Source organism: Sphingobacterium sp. UBA5670, from assembly GCF_002420705.1.
GTDB lineage: Bacteria > Bacteroidota > Bacteroidia > Sphingobacteriales > Sphingobacteriaceae > Sphingobacterium.
The window spans coordinates 1-22558 of record NZ_DIIM01000010.1 but is presented as its reverse complement, the minus strand read 5'-3'; the positions used below and the strand labels follow the sequence as shown (position 1 = coordinate 22558).

Genomic DNA, 22558 nt, shown 5'->3' with positions numbered 1-22558 from the left:
AAAAATAAAATAAAACATGATTTTAATCATATTTTTTAATAAATTCACATAAATAAATACACAAAACAAGAATATAATGGAAAAATTAAAGCAAAAAACTCTATTTATTGTAGGCTCTGGCCCAGGAGATCCCGAATTACTCACGCTGAAAGCATATAAAGCAATAGAAAACGCAGAAGTTATCCTCTATGACAACCTAATTAATAAAGAAATACTTCAAATCGCAGACAAAAACTGCATAAAACATGATGTTGGCAAACATCCTTATGGAAAATATGTACCACAGGAAGAAATTAATAAACTTATCTTACAGTGTTGCGAACGCTATGACAATGTAGTTCGTCTAAAAGGCGGCGATCCTTATCTGTTTGGAAGAGGTTTTGAAGAATGGCTAACAGTACAAGAAAAAAACATAACAGTTTCTTATATCCCCGGAATCAGTAGCATGCAAGGCGCTGGAATCAACAATATTCCATTGACACATCGCGGCATCAGCGAAGGCGTTTGGGCATTGACAGGAATGAAAAAAGATGGCAGCCTGGCAACAGATCTAACCCTAGCTGTTCAGAGCAAATCCACTGTGGTAATCTATATGGGCATGCGCAAGCTCGATGAAATCGCCCGCACTTATGTACTCTATGGCAAAGGTGAAACATCCGCCGCCATTATACAACACGCTAGTTTGCCGCAACAAAAACATGTTTTATGCAAAGCTAAAGACCTCGTGAGAATAAGCAAAGAGCATAACATGGGACATCCTGCCATCATTGTTATCGGCGACGTCGTAGATTTACAGCATACATTGGCGCATGCTGCCGAACAACGCTACATTATAAAACACTGTTGACAATATTTTGAGATTTTGTTTACCAACCTGTGAGTATGGGATGTAGATGCTATTTTCAGCTAGTTTAGACAATCTGGAGATCCTTATTTCTAAAGGAATTCAGTTCAGGATCATTGGAGTCCAGATCTGTAATCAATGCGTTGAGCGAATCTATACTGCAGACCCTGAACAGTTCAACTTGATAAAGCTTGTTCCGGCTAGCTAACGCGATAGTCTTCCGGGCACATTGCACCATCATCTTCTTCGTTTCACCATCTGTAGCCGAAATCGCGGAGACTCCAAGCGCCGGATCTACAGCACAAGTTCCCATAATAAAAAGATCAGCATTGTATTTAGCAACCTCCGCGCAGGTGGTTATCCCTGAGGTTACTGCCAGATCAGATTCATAGTTGCCCCCCAAAAAGATCAGTTCTACATTTTTAAATTTTTCAATCAGCGGCACGATGGAAAAATTATTTGTAATCATCCGAATCCGGATATCCAATGGCATGGCATTCACAACCGCCCAGATCGTTGTACCGCCATCCACAAATACGGTCATTCCATCTTTTAGAAATTGCTGGACTTTTAGCGCAATAACATCCTTTTCTTTGGTCAGAAATGATTGCCGATCCTGAAAAGTAAGGGGATCTTTTTCGCGAAGCATGGCCCCGCCCCTAGTTTTGGAAAGCAGTCCATTACGATAGAGAAGGTCTATATCCCGGCGAATGGTATCTTCCGATACAGCCAGCAATACGGCAAGCTCTTCAAATTTAACCTTCCTTCGGCTCTCCAATTCACGGAGAATAATCTCAAAGCGTTCTTCTTTCAACATCATGTTACTTTCTGAATTTGTAGATAAGGGCTACCACTATAAACAGCAAAGCTATTGTTTCGAATGCAATGATCAAAGAAAAATACTGTGCAATGACCCCTAAAAGTGCTGGTCCGGCCAGCTGGCCGGCATAACCCATCGTTGAAATAACCGGAATTGCGATTGTTGGTGAAAGTCCTTCTATACGGCCGCCCTCACTAAAAAATACCGGAACAATATTAGCAGCACCTAATCCCAATAAGACAAACCCAAAGAGCGTTAAAGATAACCAGGGGCTGCCTACCACGATCAAAATTCCCAATGCAGCCAACAAGCTCCCGCCGATCACGACAACATGACTATTTAGCTTACTGACCAACCGATCCCCCTGTAGCCTCATGACTGCCATCGCTATCGAAAATGCGGCATATCCAATTCCCGTAAACTCCGAAGAAACCCCTTTGTGATCCCGTAAGAATATCGCACTCCAATCCAGCATTGCGCCCTCCGAAAGAAAAGCAATGAAACACATCAGTCCGAGTATCAGCACACTCCACCTGAACCATTGAAATTTATCCTTGGACAGCTTGGTCTCATCAATATGGGAAAAACGTACAATTATCTCCTTTTCCTTCTGATAATCCAGTAGCTTCCGATACTGTAAGAGCAGCAGCGATACTAATAGAATCGCTATCGTAACTGCTGCATAAATGGGATTTAATCCCATCTTGATCAAAAAACCCAAGCCGATCGATCCAAATAGACCGCCCACACTAAACAATCCATGCAAAGACGACATAATAGGCCGGCCCATCGCATTTTGAACCTGCACACCATGTGCGTTCATGGCTACATCTATTCCCCCAATGCTGCAACCAAATATAAAAAGAACGCCAGCCATTAGATAGCTGTTTGTTACCATCAGCAATACAGGGAGCACGAGGGCAGCAATGAGTCCTGCAATCAAAATCACCTTTCGACTTCCGACTTTCCCGATTAAAAACCCCGAAAGGGGCATCGTCAACAGCGCACCTCCACCTAAAAACAAGAGCAGAAGTCCCAGCTCACCGTCATTAAGACCCAGGCGATCTTTTGCAAATGGCACCATCGGGGCCCAACTTGATAAGGCTAGTCCGCATACCAAAAACATGACCTGTGTCGCTGTCTTTCCCCTAACTATCGTTTTGTCCACCATATTAAAAAGAATTTATTTTGCAATATTATGCAAATTTGCATAATATTGCAAAATAAAGTAACTAAAAATTGTTATGCAGATAGATCATCTTGCGATCTGGGTCGATGACCTCGAGAAAATACGTGAGTTTTATGCCCGGTACTTTGGTACAGTAAGCGGAGAAAAGTATCACAATCCAATGAAAGGATTTTCATCCTATTTTTTGATATTTAAAGAAGGTGCCGCGCGACTGGAGATCATGAAACGCATGGATATTACAACACAAGCCTTCAACAGGAGTCTGAGCAGAGGCTATACCCATTTGGCTATTGTCGTTGGTGGAAAGGAAGCTGTCGATACGCTAACAGAACGATTGAGATCCGATGGTTATACCGTTGAAAGTGAACCGCGAACAACGGGCGACGGTTATTATGAAAGTGTCATACTTGATCCGGAAGGCAATCCAATAGAAATCGTGGCTTAATACACGCTTTACAAAAAACAGGCCTAGTTTAAACTAGGCCTTTATGACTGGGTCAATCCAATAATAGTCATGATTGGTATGGGAGAAAAATTCCATCGGTGTGACATGGCAATCAATCGTATCGCTGAGCCCATCATCGGTGTAGCGGACCACATCTTCAGAAGGGATGACCATCCCACTCATAATGGCACCATAATCCAGACAATGCAGATCCGAGATTAGCACGTTCACCGTATTGGCCTGCACCCATCTCTCCATTTCTTCCTTGCTGACACGTTTTACACGGTCGGCCAAAAACCGGGCTTCCTCTACCTCTTTTTCGACACTGTCCGGAAAGAATAGCAGGAGGAATGCCTCATATTTATCAAATTCTTTATTTCGGATTGCTTCATTACGCAGAAACAACTTCTCGCCCATCTGTCCATATTGATCGGCATATTTTTTCAGCTCCATTTCCGCAAGTTCTTTATCCGACCATTGCTGCAATTCGGAAAGTGCATGCACATCTGTACCGTGGCCATCACAGTGATTGAGATACGCCCAGATATCACCCTGTACGACTTTAGGTTTCCGATGATCCAGCACATTATAGCCTTGAGCTATCCATGCTTCTATTTGTTCCCTTCTCATGTTCTGCTGTTTTTTTTTAAATAAACAACAGAGCAACTGCAATGGTTTTCTTTTTTCTATTTGAGATTTCGGGCTTTCAATTCCGCATCCACCGCTTTTTCATTTTTGCCAAAATATTTAAAGGCAATGAAGGCCAATATTAGGGGAAAAATCGTGGGCCAGGTTATGCCGGCAACGAAAATACTGTAGCCTGCGATACCCAGACAAAAACCAATGATCGATGCATTGATTATTTTATTGGGCTTAGATTTTTTTTGGAGTACCAACAATTCTTCATTGGTCAATTCATCCAATTTCTTTTCTTCCATCTGGTCTGTATTTTATAGGTTAGTTACTATATATAGTATGCGAATATAACTATTTAAACAGACACAAAAAAGGCCAGGTGAAAATGGAACACCGGGCCTTACTAACTAAGTTATCCTTCATCTGGATAGCTATAGGACAGATCCATGAAGCAAATCGTTTGTTTTTTTCGGAATTTTGTGGCAGACCTTTGCCAACCAGTTTTCCACCGATCATCTTTTACTCGTACTTTTTAATGCCCAGGCTACCAATACTGGCTGAAAAAACAAGCGTGCTAGCCGTTTACCATCGGTATCCAAACCAAAGCCATCTCGGCGGTCTTTATATTGCGCAATATTTCCGGGGAACACGGCTGTAAAAAAAGCCGCAGCAATTTTCCCGACCTTCGCACGCTGTTGAGCAGGCGCCAAAATCAAAGCAGCACCCAAAGCAATTTCAACAAAGCCAGAGTATACGACCGTATTGTCTTTGGAGATCGGTACCCAATCCGGCACCTGTGCCTGAAATTCCTTGCGGGCAAAAGTTAGATGTCCAATTCCCGCCACCACCAAAAAGGTACCTAGACCATAACGGGCGATCTTCTGCATAGGTGAATTATTCATAATCTTTTACTTAGAGTACATCATTCCACTCGAAATAGTTTGTCCAACGCTGCGGATTATTTCACCTAAAAAATATATATTTGATTAAATAAAATTAACCATATTATGCACTATTATCGCTTAAATATACATAAATGCATTATTTTCCTCCTTTTTACAGCCCTTGTAATTCCTTCAAAAGCACAAGAAACAATCGTCAGCTACATTAAGAAAAATCGTGGTTTTACTGCATTCAAAGATTCGGCAGCTTACACCAACATCATCCGGTTATCAACAAACGAGCTGGGGCTTCACGAATTAAACGAATACTATCCAAACGGCAATTTAAAAAGACATGGATGGACCAAAGTAGCTGACCCACGAAGATTATATCTGGAAGGCATTATTGAAAGTTATCACAACAATGGCAACCTAGCGGTATCAGCCGGATATAAAGACAATAAACTGAGCGATACGTTAAAAAGATACTACGAAAATGGTCTTTTAAAAGAAATTAGGTTTTTCTCCGGTTCTGAAGCCAGCCCCAACGAATTTCTTTTTCAGGACCAGCATAGCCGACTAATCTATTATGCTGATTCAACAGGCCGCCAACAGATTGTCAATGGAAACGGCAAGTTTGAATTTAAGGACAGCATAAATAGTGAAAAAGGCCAATATATCGATGGTTTACGTCAAGGACATTGGGAGGGTACTCTAAAAAGGGGTAAAAATAAGTTTGAGGAATGGTACGAAAAAGGCATATTGAGCAAAGGCACCAGCACAGATAGTATGGGCAATGTGCATCATTATACCCAGCGGAATGTCCAACCGGAATACCCTGGTGGGATAAAAAACCTCATGATCTTTATTGCCCAGAATTATAAATATCCCAAAGAAGCTTTAAATGCAAAAGTATCAGGACAACTTCTCATCAGTTTTGTCATTGAAAAAAATGGTCTGGCAAATGAATTTGAAGTGATTAATGACCTCGGCTATGGAACAGCAGCAAGTGGTATAGCAGTACTGAAGAAAGCCGAAAAATGGACTCCGGGTTATCAGTATGGCATGCCTGTGCGCGTACAGTATTCAATTCCTATCCGTTTAAATACAGCGCCTGCTCCAAATTAGCCCCGATCATAAATGCCGGGACTTTATCTGCTTCAATACACTCTGCATTTTTTTGTGATACAACTTATAGGGCTTCGATAGTTCCAGCGCTTTTTGTTGTTCTGCTTCTGCCTGCGCATAAAAGCCAACCCGATACAACAATAAGGCCATCGTATAACGGAATGCGGGTACATCAGGTTTGAGATCTATCGTTTTCTTTTGCCAACGGATCGCATCAAATATAACTTCAGGGTTATTCTTTTCATAAGCCAGGATCTGTTGCGCACCGTAATTTAAATTAGTTGCCTGGTCATCCTGATAATATTTACGCCCTTTACTCACTAGAGATTTGAAATCTGCGTTTTGCGCACTGTCCAATAAAAGACGGTTTCGTGTGAACTGGATCTGCCGATCTTGCGCAAAATCTATTCGGGACAATGAATCAGGATCAACCCGATAAAATGATTGATCGTAATAGTTCCGCGCCATCTGGATGTAAGATAGACTATCTTTCATAAGTCGCTTATATTCCAAAGGATAAAAAGCCTGCGAATTAGATCCACGCAAATAATTAGGCGCCCATGTCGTATAGGCAAAGTAACCAATCTCCTGGGCCAAAGAAAAGTTTTTCTGGTCAAGCGATTCCCGGAATGTCCGCTGGATAATTCTGTTGTTTATCTTTTTACGAACGGGTAATGGCAAAGAGGAATAGAGGCTATCCACCATTTTGTTGTTGGTGCGTGCCAGTAAATACGATTTGCTATTATATACAGGACCACAGCTCAATAAAAATTTAACTGTCTCAAAATTATTCAATTGTTCTATGGTCAGCTGCGCTATATAGTCGCTCAATAGCTACTGATCTGTATATTGATCAAACGTCTGGTTGTAGCGAAGTATCTTGTTCAACAGAGACTGCTGACGCATCCCTTTTCGATATTGCGCCATGAGCTTACCGAGAGTTTCAGCTTTTGCAAGTGTATTGACCGAATCTAGCAGTCTTTCCAACTCAGCTCCCCCATCAACAGCCCTATCCACCCGCAAAATAGGAATTCCATCCTTATCGGTCACAAGGTACATCGGTTTATTCAAATAGAAACTCCGTTGCAATGGATGGTCAAATTCATCCCGATCTACCTGAACAATTCCCGACACAAACTGCGTACTGAGCATATCCGCTGCTGTTTTTGAAATAGAGCCTCTAAACGGTACAAACTGATCATCCCTTTGATGAACCACCAAAAACATCAGCTTATTTTCCTTTGCGGCGCGTTCCAGCAGCTTTGAATAATTTTCTTTTTGCGGAAATGTCTGCTGCTGCGCTACTGCAGGGTAAACAAATATCCAGCACAAAAATATGAATACAGCAGATTGTAACTTGAAATGATTCATTATCTATGAAAATTAACTAGCAATAACTTATGATATAATTTACAGAATTGGATAAAAGTTTCAATTCTTCTATTCAAGAGAACATCGAATTTGGAGGCCGAGCAAACAATTAAATAGCAAAAATGAATGTATAAAGCTAATAAAATACAGGCAAATAACCACAATGATTTTAACTCTATACATAAAAAATTAATAAAAAAAACAAAGCTCTGCAATAGCACTTCCGTAAGCCACTAGACAAATGCCGATAAAAAAGCTTTGATAGCTAAAAAGCGGCCCTCACCTGTGACAGCAAGACCGCTTTTTCAGATAGACATAGGGTACGGCACTTTATTTTAAGTGTTCCCTATAGACCGAATCGAATTCAACAGCTGAACAGCAGCCGGTACTCAATCGTTTTCGAAGAAATAAAATAACCATGACAAGCTCTCCCTCCAAAACCTAAGCATATTTCCCTATATTTATACCGTGCTCCCTGAGCCCCTGTTATGTCGATTTCTTAATACTTGATTAAACCGGTTGAAAAACTTGCAGATAGCTTTACCCTACAATATTGAATCTCTTTTTCAGCAATATTACCGACAGCTTTGTCTTTTTGCAAACAATATCCTTCACGACGAAGCTCAAGCCGAAGATGTTGTACAGAGCTTTTTTGCCGGACTTTGTGAAGGGCGCAATACCCTGCCTGAAGAGGAACATGCGCGCAAAAGCTATCTTTTCATCTCCGTCCGCAACAATTGCCTGAAACAGCTCCGCAGCGAAAAAACAAGGAACAGATACGTCGATCAGCTCGACAAAGAGATGATCGAAGAACAAACAATCATGGATGCCATGATACAGGCTGAAGTCATCCACCAGCTGATGGAAGCCATCAATCAGCTGCCAAATGGTTGTAGGCAAGTACTACACATGGCGGTTTTCGAGAAACTCTCCAACGATGAAATCGCCAATACCCTATCCATTTCTATCAATACGGTCAAAAGCCAGAAAAAAAGAGCTATTCAGCTTCTAAGAACGCGTCTCAATGCCCAACTGCTCACACTTTTGTTATTTTTACTTTCTGAATAACAATATTTTATATTTTTTTTCAATTTCTCTTCCATCCTTTTGCACCAGCAGTGGCTCCTCTATTTATACCACCAATTGAACATGATGAAGGATGACCAATTTGTACTCGTCGATTTCTTAGTAAAACACTTTAGCGGGACACTGAGCCAAGCTGACAGGCAGGCCCTACAAAAGATCTTTGACGACGATCCCAGCCTGCGCGATCACTGGGACCGATATACCCGTCAGGGGGTCCGATCCAGCGATGCACAGTTCTGGGATAGACTGGATCTGGACCAGGCAAGAGCCAATATCCTATCCCGTGAATCCATCAAACCTGCCCGCCGACGATTTGGCAATAATATGTCGAGACTCAGCATCTATATAGGGCTAGCGGCCAGCCTACTGGTCTTTGTTGGAGTAGCCTTGTTTTTACAAATACCCCATCAGGACAAACAACTCGTTCCCGATCAAGTATACCACTATAAAAATGATGTTTTACCCGGTGGACAAAAAGCCACCCTTACCCTATCCAACGGTAAAGTTGTCGCCTTATCGGAAGAGCAAACGACTCTCCATGAAAAAAATGGCGAACAGCTCCAGGTCAGCGGCGGACAACTGCATTATAAGCCCAGTAGCGGAAATGCAGAACTTGCCAACTTAAAAAACACCTTGAGCGTCCCAGAGTCGGGCTTCTATCGCATGGTATTGCCCGACGGCACCAAAGTATGGATCAATTCTGCTTCCGAGCTTAGCTACCCCCTCGCCTTCGGCAAGTCGATCCGTCAGGTTGAACTGCGCGGTGAAGCGTACTTTGAAGTTGCCCATGAAAAAGATAGACCTTTTATTGTCACCACCATCCATGGCGACATCAAAGTCCTGGGCACTGCTTTTAACCTGACAGCCTACAGCAATACAGCTTCCAACGTGACCCTAATCAACGGCAGCATCCAGCTGACCAATAAAAATCAGAGCAGCAGACAGATTGTACCCGGACAGAAAGTCGAATTCGATGGCAGCAACATGCGTGTTACCCAGGCAAATATTGAAAAAGAAACCGCCTGGCAGCATGGCTATTTCTATTTCGAACACGATCAGATTCAAGACATTATGGAACAGCTAGCACGCTGGTACGACATCCAGGTTATCTATCAGGGGCAGATCAGCAAAAAAAGGTTTGGGGGAAGTATTAGCCGCAGTGTAAGTCTGGCCGAAGCTCTGGAACTGATCAGACGCGGAGCCGGAGTCGAATTTGGAATCGATAGAAAAACCGTCACCGTAAAGAATAAAAACTAAAGAAGATAAACCAATTTTTAAAAACCAAAGGAGGATCCAATATGATGTAAATATTTACCTGACCGACAAATACGAATGCTGCTATAAGCAGCACAATGAACAACATCTGTACTAGAATTAAAAACCAAAAAAACCAACCCTATTACTGAAAATATGAATTACTTTATCAAATGCAAAGATTACCTATTCGGGAACCGAATGGATCAGCCTAGCTTTGCACCCCTCATTTCAAAAAAGGTGAAAGCAACCTTATTTCTGGGTTTATTATTTACCTATGGTGTATACGGTAAGACCGAAGCACAGCAGGTCACCTTACATATCAATAAGGGTAACTTAAAATCGGTTTTTACCGAAATCAAAAAACAGACCGGTTATCATTTCTTTTATGATGAGAGTCTCTTCAATGGCCTCAAACAGGTGAATGTCAATGTTTCCAACCAAAAGCTGGAAAGCGTGCTCAAAGAATTGTCCGATGAGCTCCCCTTACAGTTTGAGATGCACAAAAATCATATAATCGTCTTGCCTAGCGCTCCGAAAACTTCCCTTCAGCCCAAGCAACAACAGTATACGATAAATGGGCAATTGGTTTCCAAAAAAGACGGTAAACCCATTGAAAACGCAACGATCAGCATCAACGGCGGCAACAGCAGGACATCTTCCGATAGCAAAGGAAACTTTTCACTACAAACAGTCCAAGCCGAGGGTACGTTGACCATTTCGCACCTTTCCTTCAAACCACAGACCGTGCGGTTTAACAGTGCAACAACTGGTGTTTTGACAATAACCTTAGAAGAGAATGACAGCGCATTGGAGGAAGTTGTTGTTGTCGGATTCGGTACACAGAAGAAAGTCAACTTGACAGGAGCCATTTCCCATGTTGGTAAAGAAGCTTTTGAGAATCGGCCGGTTGCCAATATCGGACAGGCTTTACAGGGCCTTGTCCCCAATCTGAATATCACCTTCGGAAACGGATCGCCAAACAGTACACCGGGATTTAACTTACGTGGTGGTACCTCCATGAGTTATAATAACAATACAAAAGTATTCGAATCCGTCAATGGTGATCCTTTGGTTATCATAGATGGAGTAGAAAGCTCTACCGGTGCTCTGAATCAGCTCAACCCCAATGACATCATGGACATGTCTTTTGTCAAAGACGCCTCTGCGGCAGCCATCTATGGTACCAAAGCAGCCTATGGCGTTATCCTGGTGCGAACAAAACGGGGTGAATTCAATCAAAAAGGCAAAATCGGCTACAACTTCGATTCCAATTTTGATACACCATCTGGAGTCCCTGATATCCTCAATGCCTATGAGATCCAGAAATCAGGCATGGACAGAACCCTATGGACAAACAGTAAACCCAGTACATCGGACGAAAAAAGGCTAGAGATGATCCAAAAATACATGGATAATCCTACGCCTGAAAATGCTTGGTATCAGGAAGGAAACAGCATTATTTGGGTGGCTAACGTTAACCCCTTTGAGGAAGCGGTCAAAAAATGGACTCCGATGCAAAAACATACGCTGAACTTGAGCGGCGGTGCCGAGTCCATCAACTACTATATCTCCGGGGGATTACAAAACCAATCGGGCATGTATAAAATCAACACCGACAAATTGAAACGCTACAATGCGTTGATGAACATCAATGCCAAAGTAAATAACTGGTTCAGCGTTTTTGGAAAAATAGGTTTTGACCAGACAAACTTCAATAATCCTTATATCGTCGGCGGTAAGGGAAGCATCTGGTCAGCCATGATGGGTGAGACAAACAAAAACATCAATATGCCTATCCAAACGGGGCCAAATGATCCATTGCCCAATACCTATACCGACAACATCCTGGCCTGGTTAAGTTATGGTGCAAACAACCAATCCACGGACAGAAGGGTATCTTTGTTGATCTCCCCTGAATTTACCTTAATCCCAAATGCACTGAAATTAAAAGCCGATCTTAGCTATCAGCCGCAATCTTACAGTCTGAGTAGATACAGCCCAAAATTCAACCAAATCATAGATTCCTGGAAATATTCCTCCCAACAGGCTGACGCAGCAGAAAATCAGGCTTATTTTGACAACAATAACACCAATAAATATTTGGTCAACATCTATGCTGATTATAAGAAGACCTGGGCGGAGAAACACAATTTCTCCACTGTGGTAGGTTACAATCAGGAACAGACAAAATATAATCAGATCACCAATACATTCCGGAAACTGATCTCGCCAGATATACAGAACCCTGACGCTGCCGAGGATCCTTCTTTACATACAGTATCCCGATCCGCTTATACGGTTTCGGGACGGGCAGTGTTCGGCCGGGTGAACTACAACTTTGCCGAAAAGTATTTCTTTGAAAGCAATCTCCGTTACGATGGCAGCTCCAAATTCACAAAAAATGATAGGTTCGTCACTTTTCCATCTTTCTCGGCCGGCTGGCGGATATCGCAGGAGGATTTTATGGCTGGGACGAAGAACTGGCTCAACGAACTTAAACTGCGCGGAAGCTGGGGAAAATTGGGCAATCAGCCTTCAGACAATTATCCCTATCTGGCAACAATGGGTACAGGAAAAGCTCCCTACCTGATCAATGGACAGCAAATTGTCTATATCAACCCGCCGGGGCTTGTGTCCCCCTACCTCACTTTTGAAAAAGCGCGAACATGGAACATCGGTTTGGATGGTACATTTCTCAAAAACAGACTTGATGTAACTTTTGAATATTACAACAGAAAAACCACCGATATCCTGACCGATGGCAGCGCTGCATTTCCGACTGCATTGGGAACAGCCGCACCGCTAGAAAACTCAGGCATTCTGGAAACAAAAGGATTTGAGCTTTCTTTCCTTTGGAAACAAACTATCAATCCCGATCTCCGCTACCGTGTGGGACTCAACCTATCCGACTACCTGACCAAAGTACAGCATTACGCTGGTAACCCTAGTATGATGATTGTCAATCAATCCAATAGGGAGGTCATGTATGATGGTAAAACGATTGGCGAAATATGGGGCTACCGAACGGGTGGTATACTGCAGGAAAGTGATTTTGCCGGACGAAACGAAAGCAATGGTAACTGGATCTACAATGGAGCTTATCAAGGCACCCTCTATCCGGGATATATCTGGTATCAGGATCTCGGCGGCCCCGAGGGGATACCTGATGGTATTATCAATGCAGGTTTGAATACACTGGCGAATCCGGGCGACCGTGTTGTCATCGGAAATTCTACACCACGGTATCGATTTGGTATCACGGGAAACGTGCAATATAAACATTTCGATCTTGATTTCTTGTTCCAAGGTGTGCTGAAACGTGATATCTGGACGGGCTTATCGTCTTATTGGGGCGGTGGAGCAGGTTCAAAATGGATGTACGAAAGGTCCTGGACTCCCGACCGTACAGATGCTGAATTTCCGATGTATGGCTCCTCAGTCAACGTACAGGACAGATACCTGATCAATGGTGCTTATCTGAGACTTAAACAGGCCGTATTGGGTTATACTTTACCCAATGAACTGACCAAACGATTTGGTGTCGAACGACTGCGTTTCACGCTTGCCGGTTACAACATCTTTGAAATTACAAAAATACCAACAATTTTTGATGTCGATCAGATATCTGCCGACTATCCACAAAAAAGATCTATTGCTTTCGGAGCCCAAATTGTATTCTAACCATTACTATTATGAAAAAAAATATATTAAGATTAATCGGCATTGCTGCAGCGTCCTCCCTATTACTGACGCAGTCCTGTAACGATAAATTTTTACAGTTAAGTCCCGAAACTGAACTATCGGACGATAACTCCTTACATACCGAAACCGAGTTGACATTATACCTGAATAACCTTTATAGCCGTTATATTCTGGGGCATGGTTCTGACTGGGCTGATGCCAAAGTCAACCCCAATGTTGTCGGCGGAAGCCATTTGCTGGCTTCCGACTTTATGACTGACAATATGGTCCGCTATGGCAACATCGGAAGCATAATGGACAATACATTTGTCCCACCAAATGGGGGAACTTCAGTTGACTGGACATGGGAAAACCTGCGCTCGGTCAATTATTTCATCAGGAATTACATAAATGCATTGCCGGCCGTGAATAATGATGTTACCCGACTGAACAAATATATCGGGGAAGCCTACTTCTTCAAATCCATGGATTATTACCGCAAGCTGATGCTTTTTGGCGATGTGCCCTGGCTTTCAAGTGACCTCAACATCGATAGCAAGGAACTGTACAAACCGCGCGACAAACGGACAGTAGTTGCCGACTCGCTGATGAAGACTATCAATCTGGCCATCGCAGCACTAGAGGGTGTTACCGGCCGCCCTGATGGACGCATCAATCAGGACATGGCCTTATTTTTAAAAGCAAGAATAGGCCTGTTTGAAGGCTCTTTCCGGACCTATCACAACGAATTATCGTTACAGAGTACAGCAAAGTCCTTCCTGGAGGCTTCAGTAGATGCCTGTGAAAAAATCATCGCATCTGGCAGATATCAATTGTATGCCAGCGGTGAAACACCTTACTGGAAACTATTTACTTTTAAGAAAGATCCAAACTCCGACGGCAATAAAGAGGCCATCCTCGCACGCGTTTATGATGGTACGGTAGTTGGTCATGCGACCCAGCGTTATTGGGATCAGAACAACAGTATTTCCGGCGGACGTCCGGCTGGTGGAGCCACAAGGGGCCTCATCGACGAATACTTATGTATTGACGGTAAGCCGATCTATACGTCAGGATCTGCAGGAAACTATACTGCCAACCCACTTTTCAAAGGCTATGATGGTCTATGGTCCGAGTTAGAGAACCGCGATCCACGTCTGAAACAGACCATCAATTATCCGGGGGAAAACAGGTCATTATTCAACAGGACTGACGGTACAACCAGTCTGGAGAAAAATGGCATCACCTATCCTCGATTATCGTATAATGTGAGCGGCGGTACAACTGTTACGGGTTATCTACCCATTAAGCATTGGATGGGTGACCGGACCGAAAACGAAGCAACAACGAACGGACAGCAGACGGCGATCGAATTCCGCTACGGCGAGGTGCTGCTCATGCTGGCAGAAGCAAAAGCCATTTTAGGTACCCTGACACAAAATGACCTGGATCGGACGATCAATCTGTTACGCCAACGTGCAGGATTCGACTTTGCAAAATACCCAAGCAGCAGGCTCGAGCTTGGCAACCTTCCTGCTGATCCAAGACTCGATGAGATCTATGCCACCAAGCTTGACTATGCCGTTAGCCCCATCATCCGTGAAATCAGACGCGAACGCCGTATCGAAATGGTATTGGAAGACCGTCGTTACGAAGATTTGATGCGCTGGAAAGCCGGCAATCTGATGACAGTTCCCTTACGCGGCATGAAATTTACAGCTGAAAAAGGAAAATTGTACGATGGTACTCATACCGCCAAACCGATTATCGCCCTAAAAGAAGAAGTCAATAAAGACATCTTTTTGGATAATAATGGATTTATCATTGCTTATCCAAGGAGTGCCAACATTACAAATGGTGTCGCCTTATGGGCAGACTACCGCTATTATTGGCCCTTACCTTTATATGATCTCACATTGGACGGTAATCAGCTGGTTCAGAATCAAGGATGGTTGGGTGCAAAATAATCCGAATACATAAGAAATAACATCATGAAACCATCATGATTTATTCAACCCGAGTGAAACGAGTTCATAAATACAACTCAAAAACAAATTATAAATGAATAACCGCACTGGGGAAAGAATAAATCTGATAGCTTCATCACAATTGAAAACAAATTTTTACAGATGAAAATTAGATCAAATATATACCTGTTGATAAGCTGTTTGGGGCTAATTATAGGCATGAGTGCCTGCAAAAAAGAACTCGGTCCCATCAAAGACAATCTGACCGTTAGGGAAGCTGCAAATTCTGGCGGCTTCATGCAGATTCCTGTTAAAATCGGAACACCGCTACAGATCAATCTAGCGGTCAATCCCGGAAACCGTACCGTCACTGAAGCGACCTATAGCAACAAACATCCCGAAATTGCAACCTATAGCAGTACCGGCCTAGTTACAGGTTTAACCGTCGGCAAGGATACCGTTACTATCCGTTCTGGCGAACTGAATGTATGGTATATTGTCAATGTAACCAACTAACAGTCGGCATTTACGATGCTCAAAAAATAATGGTAAGAGATGACCATTTGTTAATTTAGTGTTTAGTTTAGACTATCAGGCAAACCCGCCTGGTAGTCTTCTTTTATAGACCAAGGCATGTGACCGCTAAAAACGTTAAACAGGCAACCAATAGTCAGCACCAGAAATCAAAGCGATCAAGAATATTCACCTGAAGTTTCTCCATTCGGACTTCGCTAAAAAGTATTTCCAAACATGAAAAGAATAACGATAAAAGATATTGCCAAGGCTTTAGGATACTCTGTGGGCACCATATCCAAAGCGCTCTCAAATAGTCACGAAATCAGTACGGTAAGGAAAGTTGAAATTCAAAAATTTGCGGATGAGCATGGCTATCGATCGAATCAATACGCTAAACTCCTGCGTAAGGGGCGAACGAATATTATTGGTATGATTGTTCCTTCGATCGGCAACCCATTTTTCTCACAGATTCTCGAAGGTATTGAAAGAGAGCTGTCAGAAACGACTTATAACCTAATCATTATGCAGAGCGCAGACGATCCCCAACTCGAATTAAAACATTTAGAAATGTTATATCAAAAGGGAGCCGACGCGGTCGTCATTGCAGCAACGGGAAATAATACATCGTTAAAGTTTCTCGAACGATTAATTGGTGAGGGTATACCTATTGTTCTTATTGACCGGACCAATTACGAAATAAACACTTACAAAATAGGAATAGATAATTTTAAAGTTGTTTACCAAGGGATTTCCCAGTTAATCAATCAGGGCAGAAAGAAAATTCTATTTATTTCCAACCAGTCGCGGGGTACATCACTAGAGCGCCAGCGTGGTTATATTCAATGTCTCCGGGATTATGACATCGCATTTAATTCGGATGATCTCCTGTCGATAGAAACCAGTCAGAAGAGAATAGATGTGCTGGACCAATTAAAAAAACACCTTACCGATCTCGTTTATTCAAGTACCCTGCCTGACGCAATTTTCACCGCCTCAGACCAACTCACCTATTTAACACTGGAGGCATTACATACAGTCGGCATTGCGGTACCAGACCGTATAGCCCTTATTGGTTTTGCCAATTTTCAATACACTAATATTTTTCAGCCGTCATTATCAAGCATTGTACAGCCTTCACGTGAAATCGGGTCTCAGGCGTTTGCTATTCTCAGTAAAATTTTAGACAGTTCCGATCATAAGATTACGAAACAATACCCAACCATTGAATTACAAGCTTCTATTCTGACACGCAGATCTTCTGAATAACTAGATTAACTGAAACGTTTTCGCAAGTTACGCAAACGTTTGACTTACATACAAAGCCATGTAAATCAAAACATAAACCTTATTATAGACAGGTGTTTTGGCTCGTCTCATTAACCAATACACATGAACAATTATAGATTATTTAATTCAAAAATTATGAAAAAACAAACCAAAAGATGGATGCCGGCAATTGCATTGTCCAGCATAGTCCTGTCACTTTTTTTCGCCTGTTCAAAGCCATTGGTAGAACAAAACACGCCAGAAACCCAACGGTTGAAAGCGTCATCGAACGGCGTTATAGATACCTCCCTTTCCAATCTTACATTTGTAACTAATCCAGTAAATCTCAATATCGTCATGTTTGTCCCCACAGACAATCCTGCCTTACCCGGCTACAAAACACGGTTATCTCAATTATTTGTCCATTTCCAGGACTGGATGCATACTGAGATGGCACGTTATGGTTACAATAGCTATTTGGGTCTGGCAAAAGATTCTACCGGTCTGGTTAACATCATTGAAATCCCGGCGGCGGGAGCTCAAGCAGACTACCCCTACAGCTCAGCCATATCAGCTGGTAAAATTATAAATGAGATCAACACCTACAGAGCAGCCCACCCAAGCCAGTTTTCATCCAACAATCACTATTTAGTCCTTTTGCCAGCAAGAACAGATGGCGATAACAGTCAACCCTTCTATGGCTATGGAAAATACTGCTTTGCTGTAGATAACTCCTCCATGTCTGTCAATGGGATTCCAAATCCAAGCTCAAACTACCTTGGCGGTATGCTGCATGAATTGGGACACGGGTTAAATCTACCCCATAACCGCGCGAAGTATGTCAGCGAAGAACCTACCTTGGGGACATCTTTAATGGGAAGCGGTAATGTAAGTTTTAGCAAGGGACAGCCTACTTTTCTAACGGGTTCCGATGCAGCAATTCTCAATAGAAATGAAGTTTTTCAGCCTGCGGCGGCGACAGCTACTCCTTATCAGGCACCTACTTATTCGATACAGCCTCAATTTACCATTGATAACAGTCAGCAAAAAATCTTTATCACAGGAAATTATACGTCAAATTTACCTGTGAGCGAGATACTGGTCTATATGGACCCCAATGTGAACAACGAAGGTACAGGAGCCAACAAAGATTACAATGCAGTTACCTGGAAATTTGCACCGGTTTCCTCCGGCAACATCCAGGGTACTATTGATCTCAATGAACTCTACTACAAAGGCAATACACCTTATGAGCTTAAGGTAAAATTATTATTGCAAAATGGCTACACCACTTCTAATGTTTACGAATTCAACTATGTCAACGATCTCATGACGACCAATCAAGACTCGGTATATACCTATTCTAATGCATCCTATGCCGGCGTGAAAGGCAGCTTTGGCATAGGGCAATATACCACCGCAGATCTATTGGCTAAAGGCGTGACAGACAATAGCGTCTCTTCCATTAAAGTTGGTGCCAATGTTAAAGTAACGTTATACAACGGCAATAATTTTACAGGCGATAGTCTTGTTGTCACATCTTCTTCTTCCTATCTCTCGACTTTTAACGATAAGGTTTCATCCATGAAAGTACAAAGTCGTTAGGAAATCCGGAAAATACGATGAATAAATTACTAATAAGAAACGCAAGAGCATGGTTGGTTCTGTTCTTTGCTTTGTCAGGATTGAAATTATACAGCCAGCCCGCTCCTTGGTTTACCGACGGAAGATTCGGTTTGTTTCTGCACTGGGGGCTCTATTCCCAGACCGCGGGCGACTGGAACGGTCATCCCACCAAAGGAGGCGAGCATTTTATGTTGTACGAACGGATTCCCGTCAAGACCTATGCAAAGATCGCCGATCAATTTAATCCAACGGGCTTTGATGCTGACCGCTGGGCGCAGATGGCCCACGATGCCGGCATGAAATACCTGGTGATTACGGCCAAGCACCACGATGGTTTTGCGATGTACAATTCGGCTGTCAGCGACTATAACATCGTCAAGCGTACGCCTTGGGGAAGAGATCCGATGAAGGAACTCGTGGTGACCTGCAAGAAATACGGTCTCAAGCTCTGCTTCTACTATTCCCTTGGCCGCGACTGGGAAAACCCCGATGTGCCCACCAACTGGCCTGTCAAAGCTGGGCGCAGCAATACCTGGGATTATCCCGACGAAGATGCCAAAGACCTCAACAAATACGTCGAAAACAAAGTTAAACCGCAGCTGCGCGAATTGCTGACGCAATACGGCCCCATCGGCATTATCTGGTTTGACACCCCCGAGCTCATTACTAAAAAGCAGAGCGAGGAGATCAAAGATCTGATCCATTCCATCCAGCCCCACTGTATCATCAACAGCCGGATAGGCAATGGACTTGGCGATTATGCTGTTGTCGAGCAGTCGCTGGTATCGACTGCACGGAAGAACTGGGAAGCCTGCATCACGATGAGCGAAAACTGGGGTTACAACAGGCATGATACAAAATGGAAAAGCCCCGAGCTGTTGGTCCGCAACCTGATTGAGGTGGTAAGCAAGGGCGGCAACCTGCTGCTCAATGTCGGTCCCAAAGGCGACGGCACCTGGCCGGTTGAAAGTCAGGAAAATCTTCGAGCCATAGGAAGCTGGATGAAGACCAACGGTGAGGCGATTTACGGCACCAGGGTCTGGAGCAGTGGCAAACAAACCGCGCAAGCCGTACAGGCCGACAAAAAGATAGCCGAAAAGGAGAATGTGGGCATGAAAGATGCTGTGAATGATGCGACGTCCAAAGAAATCGTGTCAGACTATTGCTTTACACAGAAAGGCAAGGCCATTTATCTCTTTGTACGGAGTCCGACAACGGCTACAATAGACATTCCAGAGCTTTCAAAAAGCAGTTTTGAGATCAAGAGCCTGAGCTTGCTTGGCAGCACTTCAAAGGTCAAATGGACACAGGAAAAAGACGCTTTACAGCTGTCTTTACCCACTGCCGAGGGTCAGGAAATACCGATTTTCGTGTATAAGATTGAAGCAAAATAGCCCAGCCTATTTCACAAAACCTCTTACTTCCTTTAACAAGAAGCTCCCTGATCATTAAATTGTCGGGGAGCCCTTAAAATCCACCAGCTCTTTCTACATTTATACTTCTGTCGGACCGTATTTTAAAATTAATATTGTTCAAGCAGCAACGAATCGTAAGCCAAAACGATCAGATATAAATCCATAGAAAAGACTCGTCTTAAAATGTGCATATTTGCTTCAACGACAAAAGACAAAGCACACACATGAAAAAATATATTATCGTATTCAGTCTATCCTTACTCACGTTAACTGTTTCGGCGCAGAAGAAAAAGAAGAAACAGGGCCCACCACCAGTGGTGAAACCCATCCCCGAGCCACCAAAAGTGATCGAACAGGCGGGTACTTCGGAAAGCATGCCTGTTATGATATCCATGCCCATGCGGGCTACAGATCAGGTGCGCATCAAAAAGACAGATGGGCAAGAACTGAATCTGGAGAAACTGGAGGAATTAGTAAGTACAGACCTAGCTCAAGTGAAAACCTTATTCCTGGGTTCTTCCATCTCCGGAAAGAAACTCAGCAGCGAAATCCTACAAAAGATTATGGACGAAGGCAATCAAATGGAGTCACTGGAAATCAGCAATTTGGGCATCGACACATTTCCGGAGATCAAGACCATCCATCCTAAACTTAAAAAGATCACGTTAAGCAGAAATAATCTCAGTGTACTTCCCGCAAGTATTTCCAATTTGACAGCGCTGGAAGAATTCGATTGCAATAATCCCTTGACGAGTCTGCCTGCATCCTTTGCACAACTCAAAAATCTAAAGCAGCTTGGACTGAATGGCAATCTGTTCCGTACTTTTCCCAAAGAAATCTTTAGTTTGAACAAGCTGTCCTTCCTATACCTTTCGGGCAATTACAAAGGAGAGACCAAGCTGACAGATCTGCCTGATCAATTTGATCGTTTACCGGAGCTGAAGGAACTCGGGGTAGAGCATGCAGGGCTATCGACGCTTCCGAAATCTATTGCTGCATTAAAAAATCTAGAAAAGGCCAATTTTTCGTTCAATCAATTTACGAGCTTCCCTGCAGCCTTGTACAATAATCCCAAACTGGTGTTTGTACCATTTACAAATAATCCCCTGCAATGGGAACCCTTTTTGGCTTCTGTCAAAAAAATAAAATGGAGCGGTCTCTTCTTTTTGAACGATACAGGGCTTAGCAAAAAACAGTACGAACAGGTACAGCAGATCCTGAGTAAGACGGATGTCTATTACGATGAAATGAATGATTAAACATTTTTAAAGTTAGCCCAAAAGATAATTTTTGGGCTTACATTCTAAATTATTCATTCTAAATTACATACGATACAATTATTGCGCATGAAATTTATCTTTAATTGGGTATACCGCATACCGATCCTCCGTCGACATCATTGATATCCTACTTGTCGCAATTGGGCAAATATCATTTAATGTAAAAAACAAAATTCTATTTATTTCTTCAAAATTCATATTAAAACCGTTTAATTTAATAGCAATGTCAGTCTGACATTATTTTCGCCTTGAATTTTAAAAATAAAAAGTCAACAGACATTATTAATTCGGAGAAAGTGCGTTTTGAAAGATTGATTTCTAATTTCCCATAGGTACCTTCATATAACCCTCGGCTGATTTATTCGAACTCAACTTCATAGCCCTCTTCCTTCAGATTCTATTATCTTCTCAAGCTTTTCATGATCAGACAAATCCCAGTACCACCATTTGTTTGGATTGTCTTTTTCATCATTAAATCTTCTCTCATAAGCTATCTTAAATAAACTTAAAAGCAGCACAAATGCTTTTGTTAACTCATATTCGGGCAGATTTATAATTTTTTTCAAATTATGGTTTGCAACTCCTCTTTTAAGCAGAACGCAGGGGGTAAAAGTGGACTTTAAATCACTTTTTATAATGGCGGATTCAATATCTCCTTCTTCCGGTTTAGACTGCATAATTAGAAAAAGAAGTTCGTTTAGAAATTTCTTTTTCGTCATCAATTCAAGTAATCTAAAACCTGTTGTTAATTGATCAATTGCAATCAAACCTTGGCCAAACCGATTGACTAAAATTTGGTCTTCTAATTTCATATTTGCACATTTATCTCCGATACTACATCCGAAAAATCTTTCCACTCCCAATGCGAATAAATATCCTTGACCACACCTATTTTACTGAAAACTGAATTAAAATAGCCCTCATTTAATACAGTTTGGAGAGCTGCATGAATCCCCTGATAAGAGAGCTCTTTTACAATAAGCATATCTGTAGACCAAAAATAGATTTCACGATTTTTCTCCATCAGTTTATCAATATTAGTCAACGTAAACAATGTTCCAAAATAAACCTTATCATTCTCCAAAATAATGTTGACATCAAGGTTATCATTATCTACATCGATAACTTGATTGTAAGTACCCCATTTTTC

At 42.4% G+C, this 22558-nt stretch carries 21 protein-coding genes; 12 read left to right on the top strand and 9 right to left on the bottom strand.

What is annotated here, in order from left to right; genetic code table 11:
* Positions 1 to 76 precede the first annotated feature (76 nt).
* The gene (gene cobA / locus B3C94_RS09100; RefSeq protein WP_293902343.1) at positions 77 to 847 is read left to right on the top strand and encodes a uroporphyrinogen-III C-methyltransferase; all 771 of its coding nucleotides are present in this window, start codon (positions 77 to 79) and stop codon (positions 845 to 847) included.
* A 64-nt stretch (positions 848 to 911) separates the two neighbouring features.
* Here the strand turns inward: cobA and B3C94_RS09095 are convergent, their stop codons facing one another.
* A complete protein-coding gene (locus tag B3C94_RS09095) occupies positions 912 to 1664 on the bottom strand; it encodes a DeoR/GlpR family DNA-binding transcription regulator (protein ID WP_293902340.1) in 753 nt (250 codons plus the stop codon).
* A gap of 1 nt (position 1665) precedes the next feature.
* Entirely contained in the window at positions 1666 to 2835 is a 1170-nt protein-coding gene (locus B3C94_RS09090) for an MFS transporter (RefSeq protein ID WP_293902337.1), read from the bottom strand.
* 73 nt (positions 2836 to 2908) lie between these two features.
* Between B3C94_RS09090 and B3C94_RS09085 the strand changes: the two genes are divergently transcribed.
* A complete protein-coding gene (locus B3C94_RS09085; protein ID WP_293902334.1) occupies positions 2909 to 3298 on the top strand; it encodes a VOC family protein in 390 nt (129 codons plus the stop codon).
* Between the two features lie 33 nt (positions 3299 to 3331).
* Here B3C94_RS09085 and B3C94_RS09080 read toward each other — a convergent pair whose 3' ends face one another.
* The 3 genes from B3C94_RS09080 to B3C94_RS09070 form a co-directional block, all read right to left on the bottom strand.
* A complete protein-coding gene (locus B3C94_RS09080; protein WP_293902332.1) occupies positions 3332 to 3928 on the bottom strand; it encodes a hypothetical protein in 597 nt (198 codons plus the stop codon).
* A gap of 56 nt (positions 3929 to 3984) precedes the next feature.
* A complete protein-coding gene (locus B3C94_RS09075) occupies positions 3985 to 4236 on the bottom strand; it encodes a hypothetical protein (RefSeq protein ID WP_293902329.1) in 252 nt (83 codons plus the stop codon).
* 210 nt (positions 4237 to 4446) lie between these two features.
* The gene (locus B3C94_RS09070; protein WP_293902326.1) at positions 4447 to 4836 is read right to left on the bottom strand and encodes a DoxX family protein; all 390 of its coding nucleotides are present in this window, start codon (positions 4834 to 4836) and stop codon (positions 4447 to 4449) included.
* Positions 4837 to 4941: 105 nt separating this feature from the next.
* On the opposite strand from B3C94_RS09070, the gene B3C94_RS09065 reads away from it, so the two are divergent.
* Entirely contained in the window at positions 4942 to 5943 is a 1002-nt protein-coding gene (locus B3C94_RS09065) for an energy transducer TonB (protein ID WP_293902323.1), read from the top strand.
* Between the two features lie 6 nt (positions 5944 to 5949).
* Here B3C94_RS09065 and B3C94_RS09060 read toward each other — a convergent pair whose 3' ends face one another.
* Both B3C94_RS09060 and B3C94_RS09055 read right to left on the bottom strand, forming a co-directional pair.
* Complete coding sequence (locus B3C94_RS09060) at positions 5950 to 6774, bottom strand: hypothetical protein (protein ID WP_293902320.1); 825 nt, start codon at positions 6772 to 6774, stop codon at positions 5950 to 5952.
* 3 nt (positions 6775 to 6777) lie between these two features.
* Complete coding sequence (locus B3C94_RS09055; RefSeq protein ID WP_293902317.1) at positions 6778 to 7314, bottom strand: hypothetical protein; 537 nt, start codon at positions 7312 to 7314, stop codon at positions 6778 to 6780.
* 519 nt (positions 7315 to 7833) lie between these two features.
* Between B3C94_RS09055 and B3C94_RS09050 the strand changes: the two genes are divergently transcribed.
* The 9 genes from B3C94_RS09050 (at position 7834) to B3C94_RS09010 (ending at position 21387) form a co-directional block, all read left to right on the top strand.
* Positions 7834 to 8382 carry an RNA polymerase sigma-70 factor gene (locus B3C94_RS09050; RefSeq protein WP_293902315.1) on the top strand — a complete coding sequence of 183 codons (549 nt, stop codon included), beginning with the start codon at positions 7834 to 7836 and terminating at the stop codon, positions 8380 to 8382.
* A gap of 81 nt (positions 8383 to 8463) precedes the next feature.
* The gene (locus B3C94_RS09045) at positions 8464 to 9657 is read left to right on the top strand and encodes a FecR domain-containing protein (RefSeq protein ID WP_293902313.1); all 1194 of its coding nucleotides are present in this window, start codon (positions 8464 to 8466) and stop codon (positions 9655 to 9657) included.
* 153 nt (positions 9658 to 9810) lie between these two features.
* Positions 9811 to 13338 carry a SusC/RagA family TonB-linked outer membrane protein gene (locus B3C94_RS09040; protein ID WP_293902311.1) on the top strand — a complete coding sequence of 1176 codons (3528 nt, stop codon included), beginning with the start codon at positions 9811 to 9813 and terminating at the stop codon, positions 13336 to 13338.
* Positions 13339 to 13349: 11 nt separating this feature from the next.
* Entirely contained in the window at positions 13350 to 15305 is a 1956-nt protein-coding gene (locus B3C94_RS09035; protein WP_293902309.1) for a RagB/SusD family nutrient uptake outer membrane protein, read from the top strand.
* Positions 15306 to 15467: 162 nt separating this feature from the next.
* The gene (locus tag B3C94_RS09030) at positions 15468 to 15821 is read left to right on the top strand and encodes an Ig-like domain-containing protein (protein ID WP_293902307.1); all 354 of its coding nucleotides are present in this window, start codon (positions 15468 to 15470) and stop codon (positions 15819 to 15821) included.
* 234 nt (positions 15822 to 16055) lie between these two features.
* Complete coding sequence (locus B3C94_RS09025) at positions 16056 to 17087, top strand: LacI family DNA-binding transcriptional regulator (RefSeq protein ID WP_293902305.1); 1032 nt, start codon at positions 16056 to 16058, stop codon at positions 17085 to 17087.
* Between the two features lie 156 nt (positions 17088 to 17243).
* A complete protein-coding gene (locus B3C94_RS09020; protein WP_293902303.1) occupies positions 17244 to 18692 on the top strand; it encodes a hypothetical protein in 1449 nt (482 codons plus the stop codon).
* Between the two features lie 17 nt (positions 18693 to 18709).
* The gene (locus tag B3C94_RS09015) at positions 18710 to 20107 is read left to right on the top strand and encodes an alpha-L-fucosidase (RefSeq protein WP_293902301.1); all 1398 of its coding nucleotides are present in this window, start codon (positions 18710 to 18712) and stop codon (positions 20105 to 20107) included.
* A gap of 245 nt (positions 20108 to 20352) precedes the next feature.
* Entirely contained in the window at positions 20353 to 21387 is a 1035-nt protein-coding gene (locus B3C94_RS09010; protein ID WP_293902299.1) for a leucine-rich repeat domain-containing protein, read from the top strand.
* 395 nt (positions 21388 to 21782) lie between these two features.
* Here the strand turns inward: B3C94_RS09010 and B3C94_RS09005 are convergent, their stop codons facing one another.
* Positions 21783 to 22220, bottom strand: coding sequence for a DUF5958 family protein (locus tag B3C94_RS09005; RefSeq protein WP_293902297.1), 438 nt, complete (start codon positions 22218 to 22220; stop codon positions 21783 to 21785).
* The coding region (locus B3C94_RS09000) for a hypothetical protein (RefSeq protein WP_293902295.1) at positions 22217 to 22558 on the bottom strand (342 nt) is incomplete at its 5' end. The genes B3C94_RS09005 and B3C94_RS09000, both read right to left, overlap by 4 nt.

Excerpts from the sequence above, each read along its gene's own strand:
- cobA (WP_293902343.1), top strand. The coding sequence starts at position 77 with ATGGAAAAATTAAAGCAAAAAACTCTATTTATTGTAGGCTCTGGCCCA.
- B3C94_RS09095 (WP_293902340.1), bottom strand. The coding sequence starts at position 1,664 with ATGATGTTGAAAGAAGAACGCTTTGAGATTATTCTCCGTGAATTGGAG.
- B3C94_RS09090 (WP_293902337.1), bottom strand. The coding sequence starts at position 2,835 with ATGGTGGACAAAACGATAGTTAGGGGAAAGACAGCGACACAGGTCATG.
- B3C94_RS09085 (WP_293902334.1), top strand. The coding sequence starts at position 2,909 with ATGCAGATAGATCATCTTGCGATCTGGGTCGATGACCTCGAGAAAATA.
- B3C94_RS09080 (WP_293902332.1), bottom strand. The coding sequence starts at position 3,928 with ATGAGAAGGGAACAAATAGAAGCATGGATAGCTCAAGGCTATAATGTG.
- B3C94_RS09075 (WP_293902329.1), bottom strand. The coding sequence starts at position 4,236 with ATGGAAGAAAAGAAATTGGATGAATTGACCAATGAAGAATTGTTGGTA.
- B3C94_RS09070 (WP_293902326.1), bottom strand. The coding sequence starts at position 4,836 with ATGAATAATTCACCTATGCAGAAGATCGCCCGTTATGGTCTAGGTACC.
- B3C94_RS09065 (WP_293902323.1), top strand. The coding sequence starts at position 4,942 with ATGCACTATTATCGCTTAAATATACATAAATGCATTATTTTCCTCCTT.
- B3C94_RS09055 (WP_293902317.1), bottom strand. The coding sequence starts at position 7,314 with ATGAATCATTTCAAGTTACAATCTGCTGTATTCATATTTTTGTGCTGG.
- B3C94_RS09045 (WP_293902313.1), top strand. The coding sequence starts at position 8,464 with ATGATGAAGGATGACCAATTTGTACTCGTCGATTTCTTAGTAAAACAC.
- B3C94_RS09040 (WP_293902311.1), top strand. The coding sequence starts at position 9,811 with ATGAATTACTTTATCAAATGCAAAGATTACCTATTCGGGAACCGAATG.
- B3C94_RS09035 (WP_293902309.1), top strand. The coding sequence starts at position 13,350 with ATGAAAAAAAATATATTAAGATTAATCGGCATTGCTGCAGCGTCCTCC.
- B3C94_RS09030 (WP_293902307.1), top strand. The coding sequence starts at position 15,468 with ATGAAAATTAGATCAAATATATACCTGTTGATAAGCTGTTTGGGGCTA.
- B3C94_RS09025 (WP_293902305.1), top strand. The coding sequence starts at position 16,056 with ATGAAAAGAATAACGATAAAAGATATTGCCAAGGCTTTAGGATACTCT.
- B3C94_RS09020 (WP_293902303.1), top strand. The coding sequence starts at position 17,244 with ATGAAAAAACAAACCAAAAGATGGATGCCGGCAATTGCATTGTCCAGC.
- B3C94_RS09015 (WP_293902301.1), top strand. The coding sequence starts at position 18,710 with ATGAATAAATTACTAATAAGAAACGCAAGAGCATGGTTGGTTCTGTTC.
- B3C94_RS09010 (WP_293902299.1), top strand. The coding sequence starts at position 20,353 with ATGAAAAAATATATTATCGTATTCAGTCTATCCTTACTCACGTTAACT.
- B3C94_RS09005 (WP_293902297.1), bottom strand. The coding sequence starts at position 22,220 with ATGAAATTAGAAGACCAAATTTTAGTCAATCGGTTTGGCCAAGGTTTG.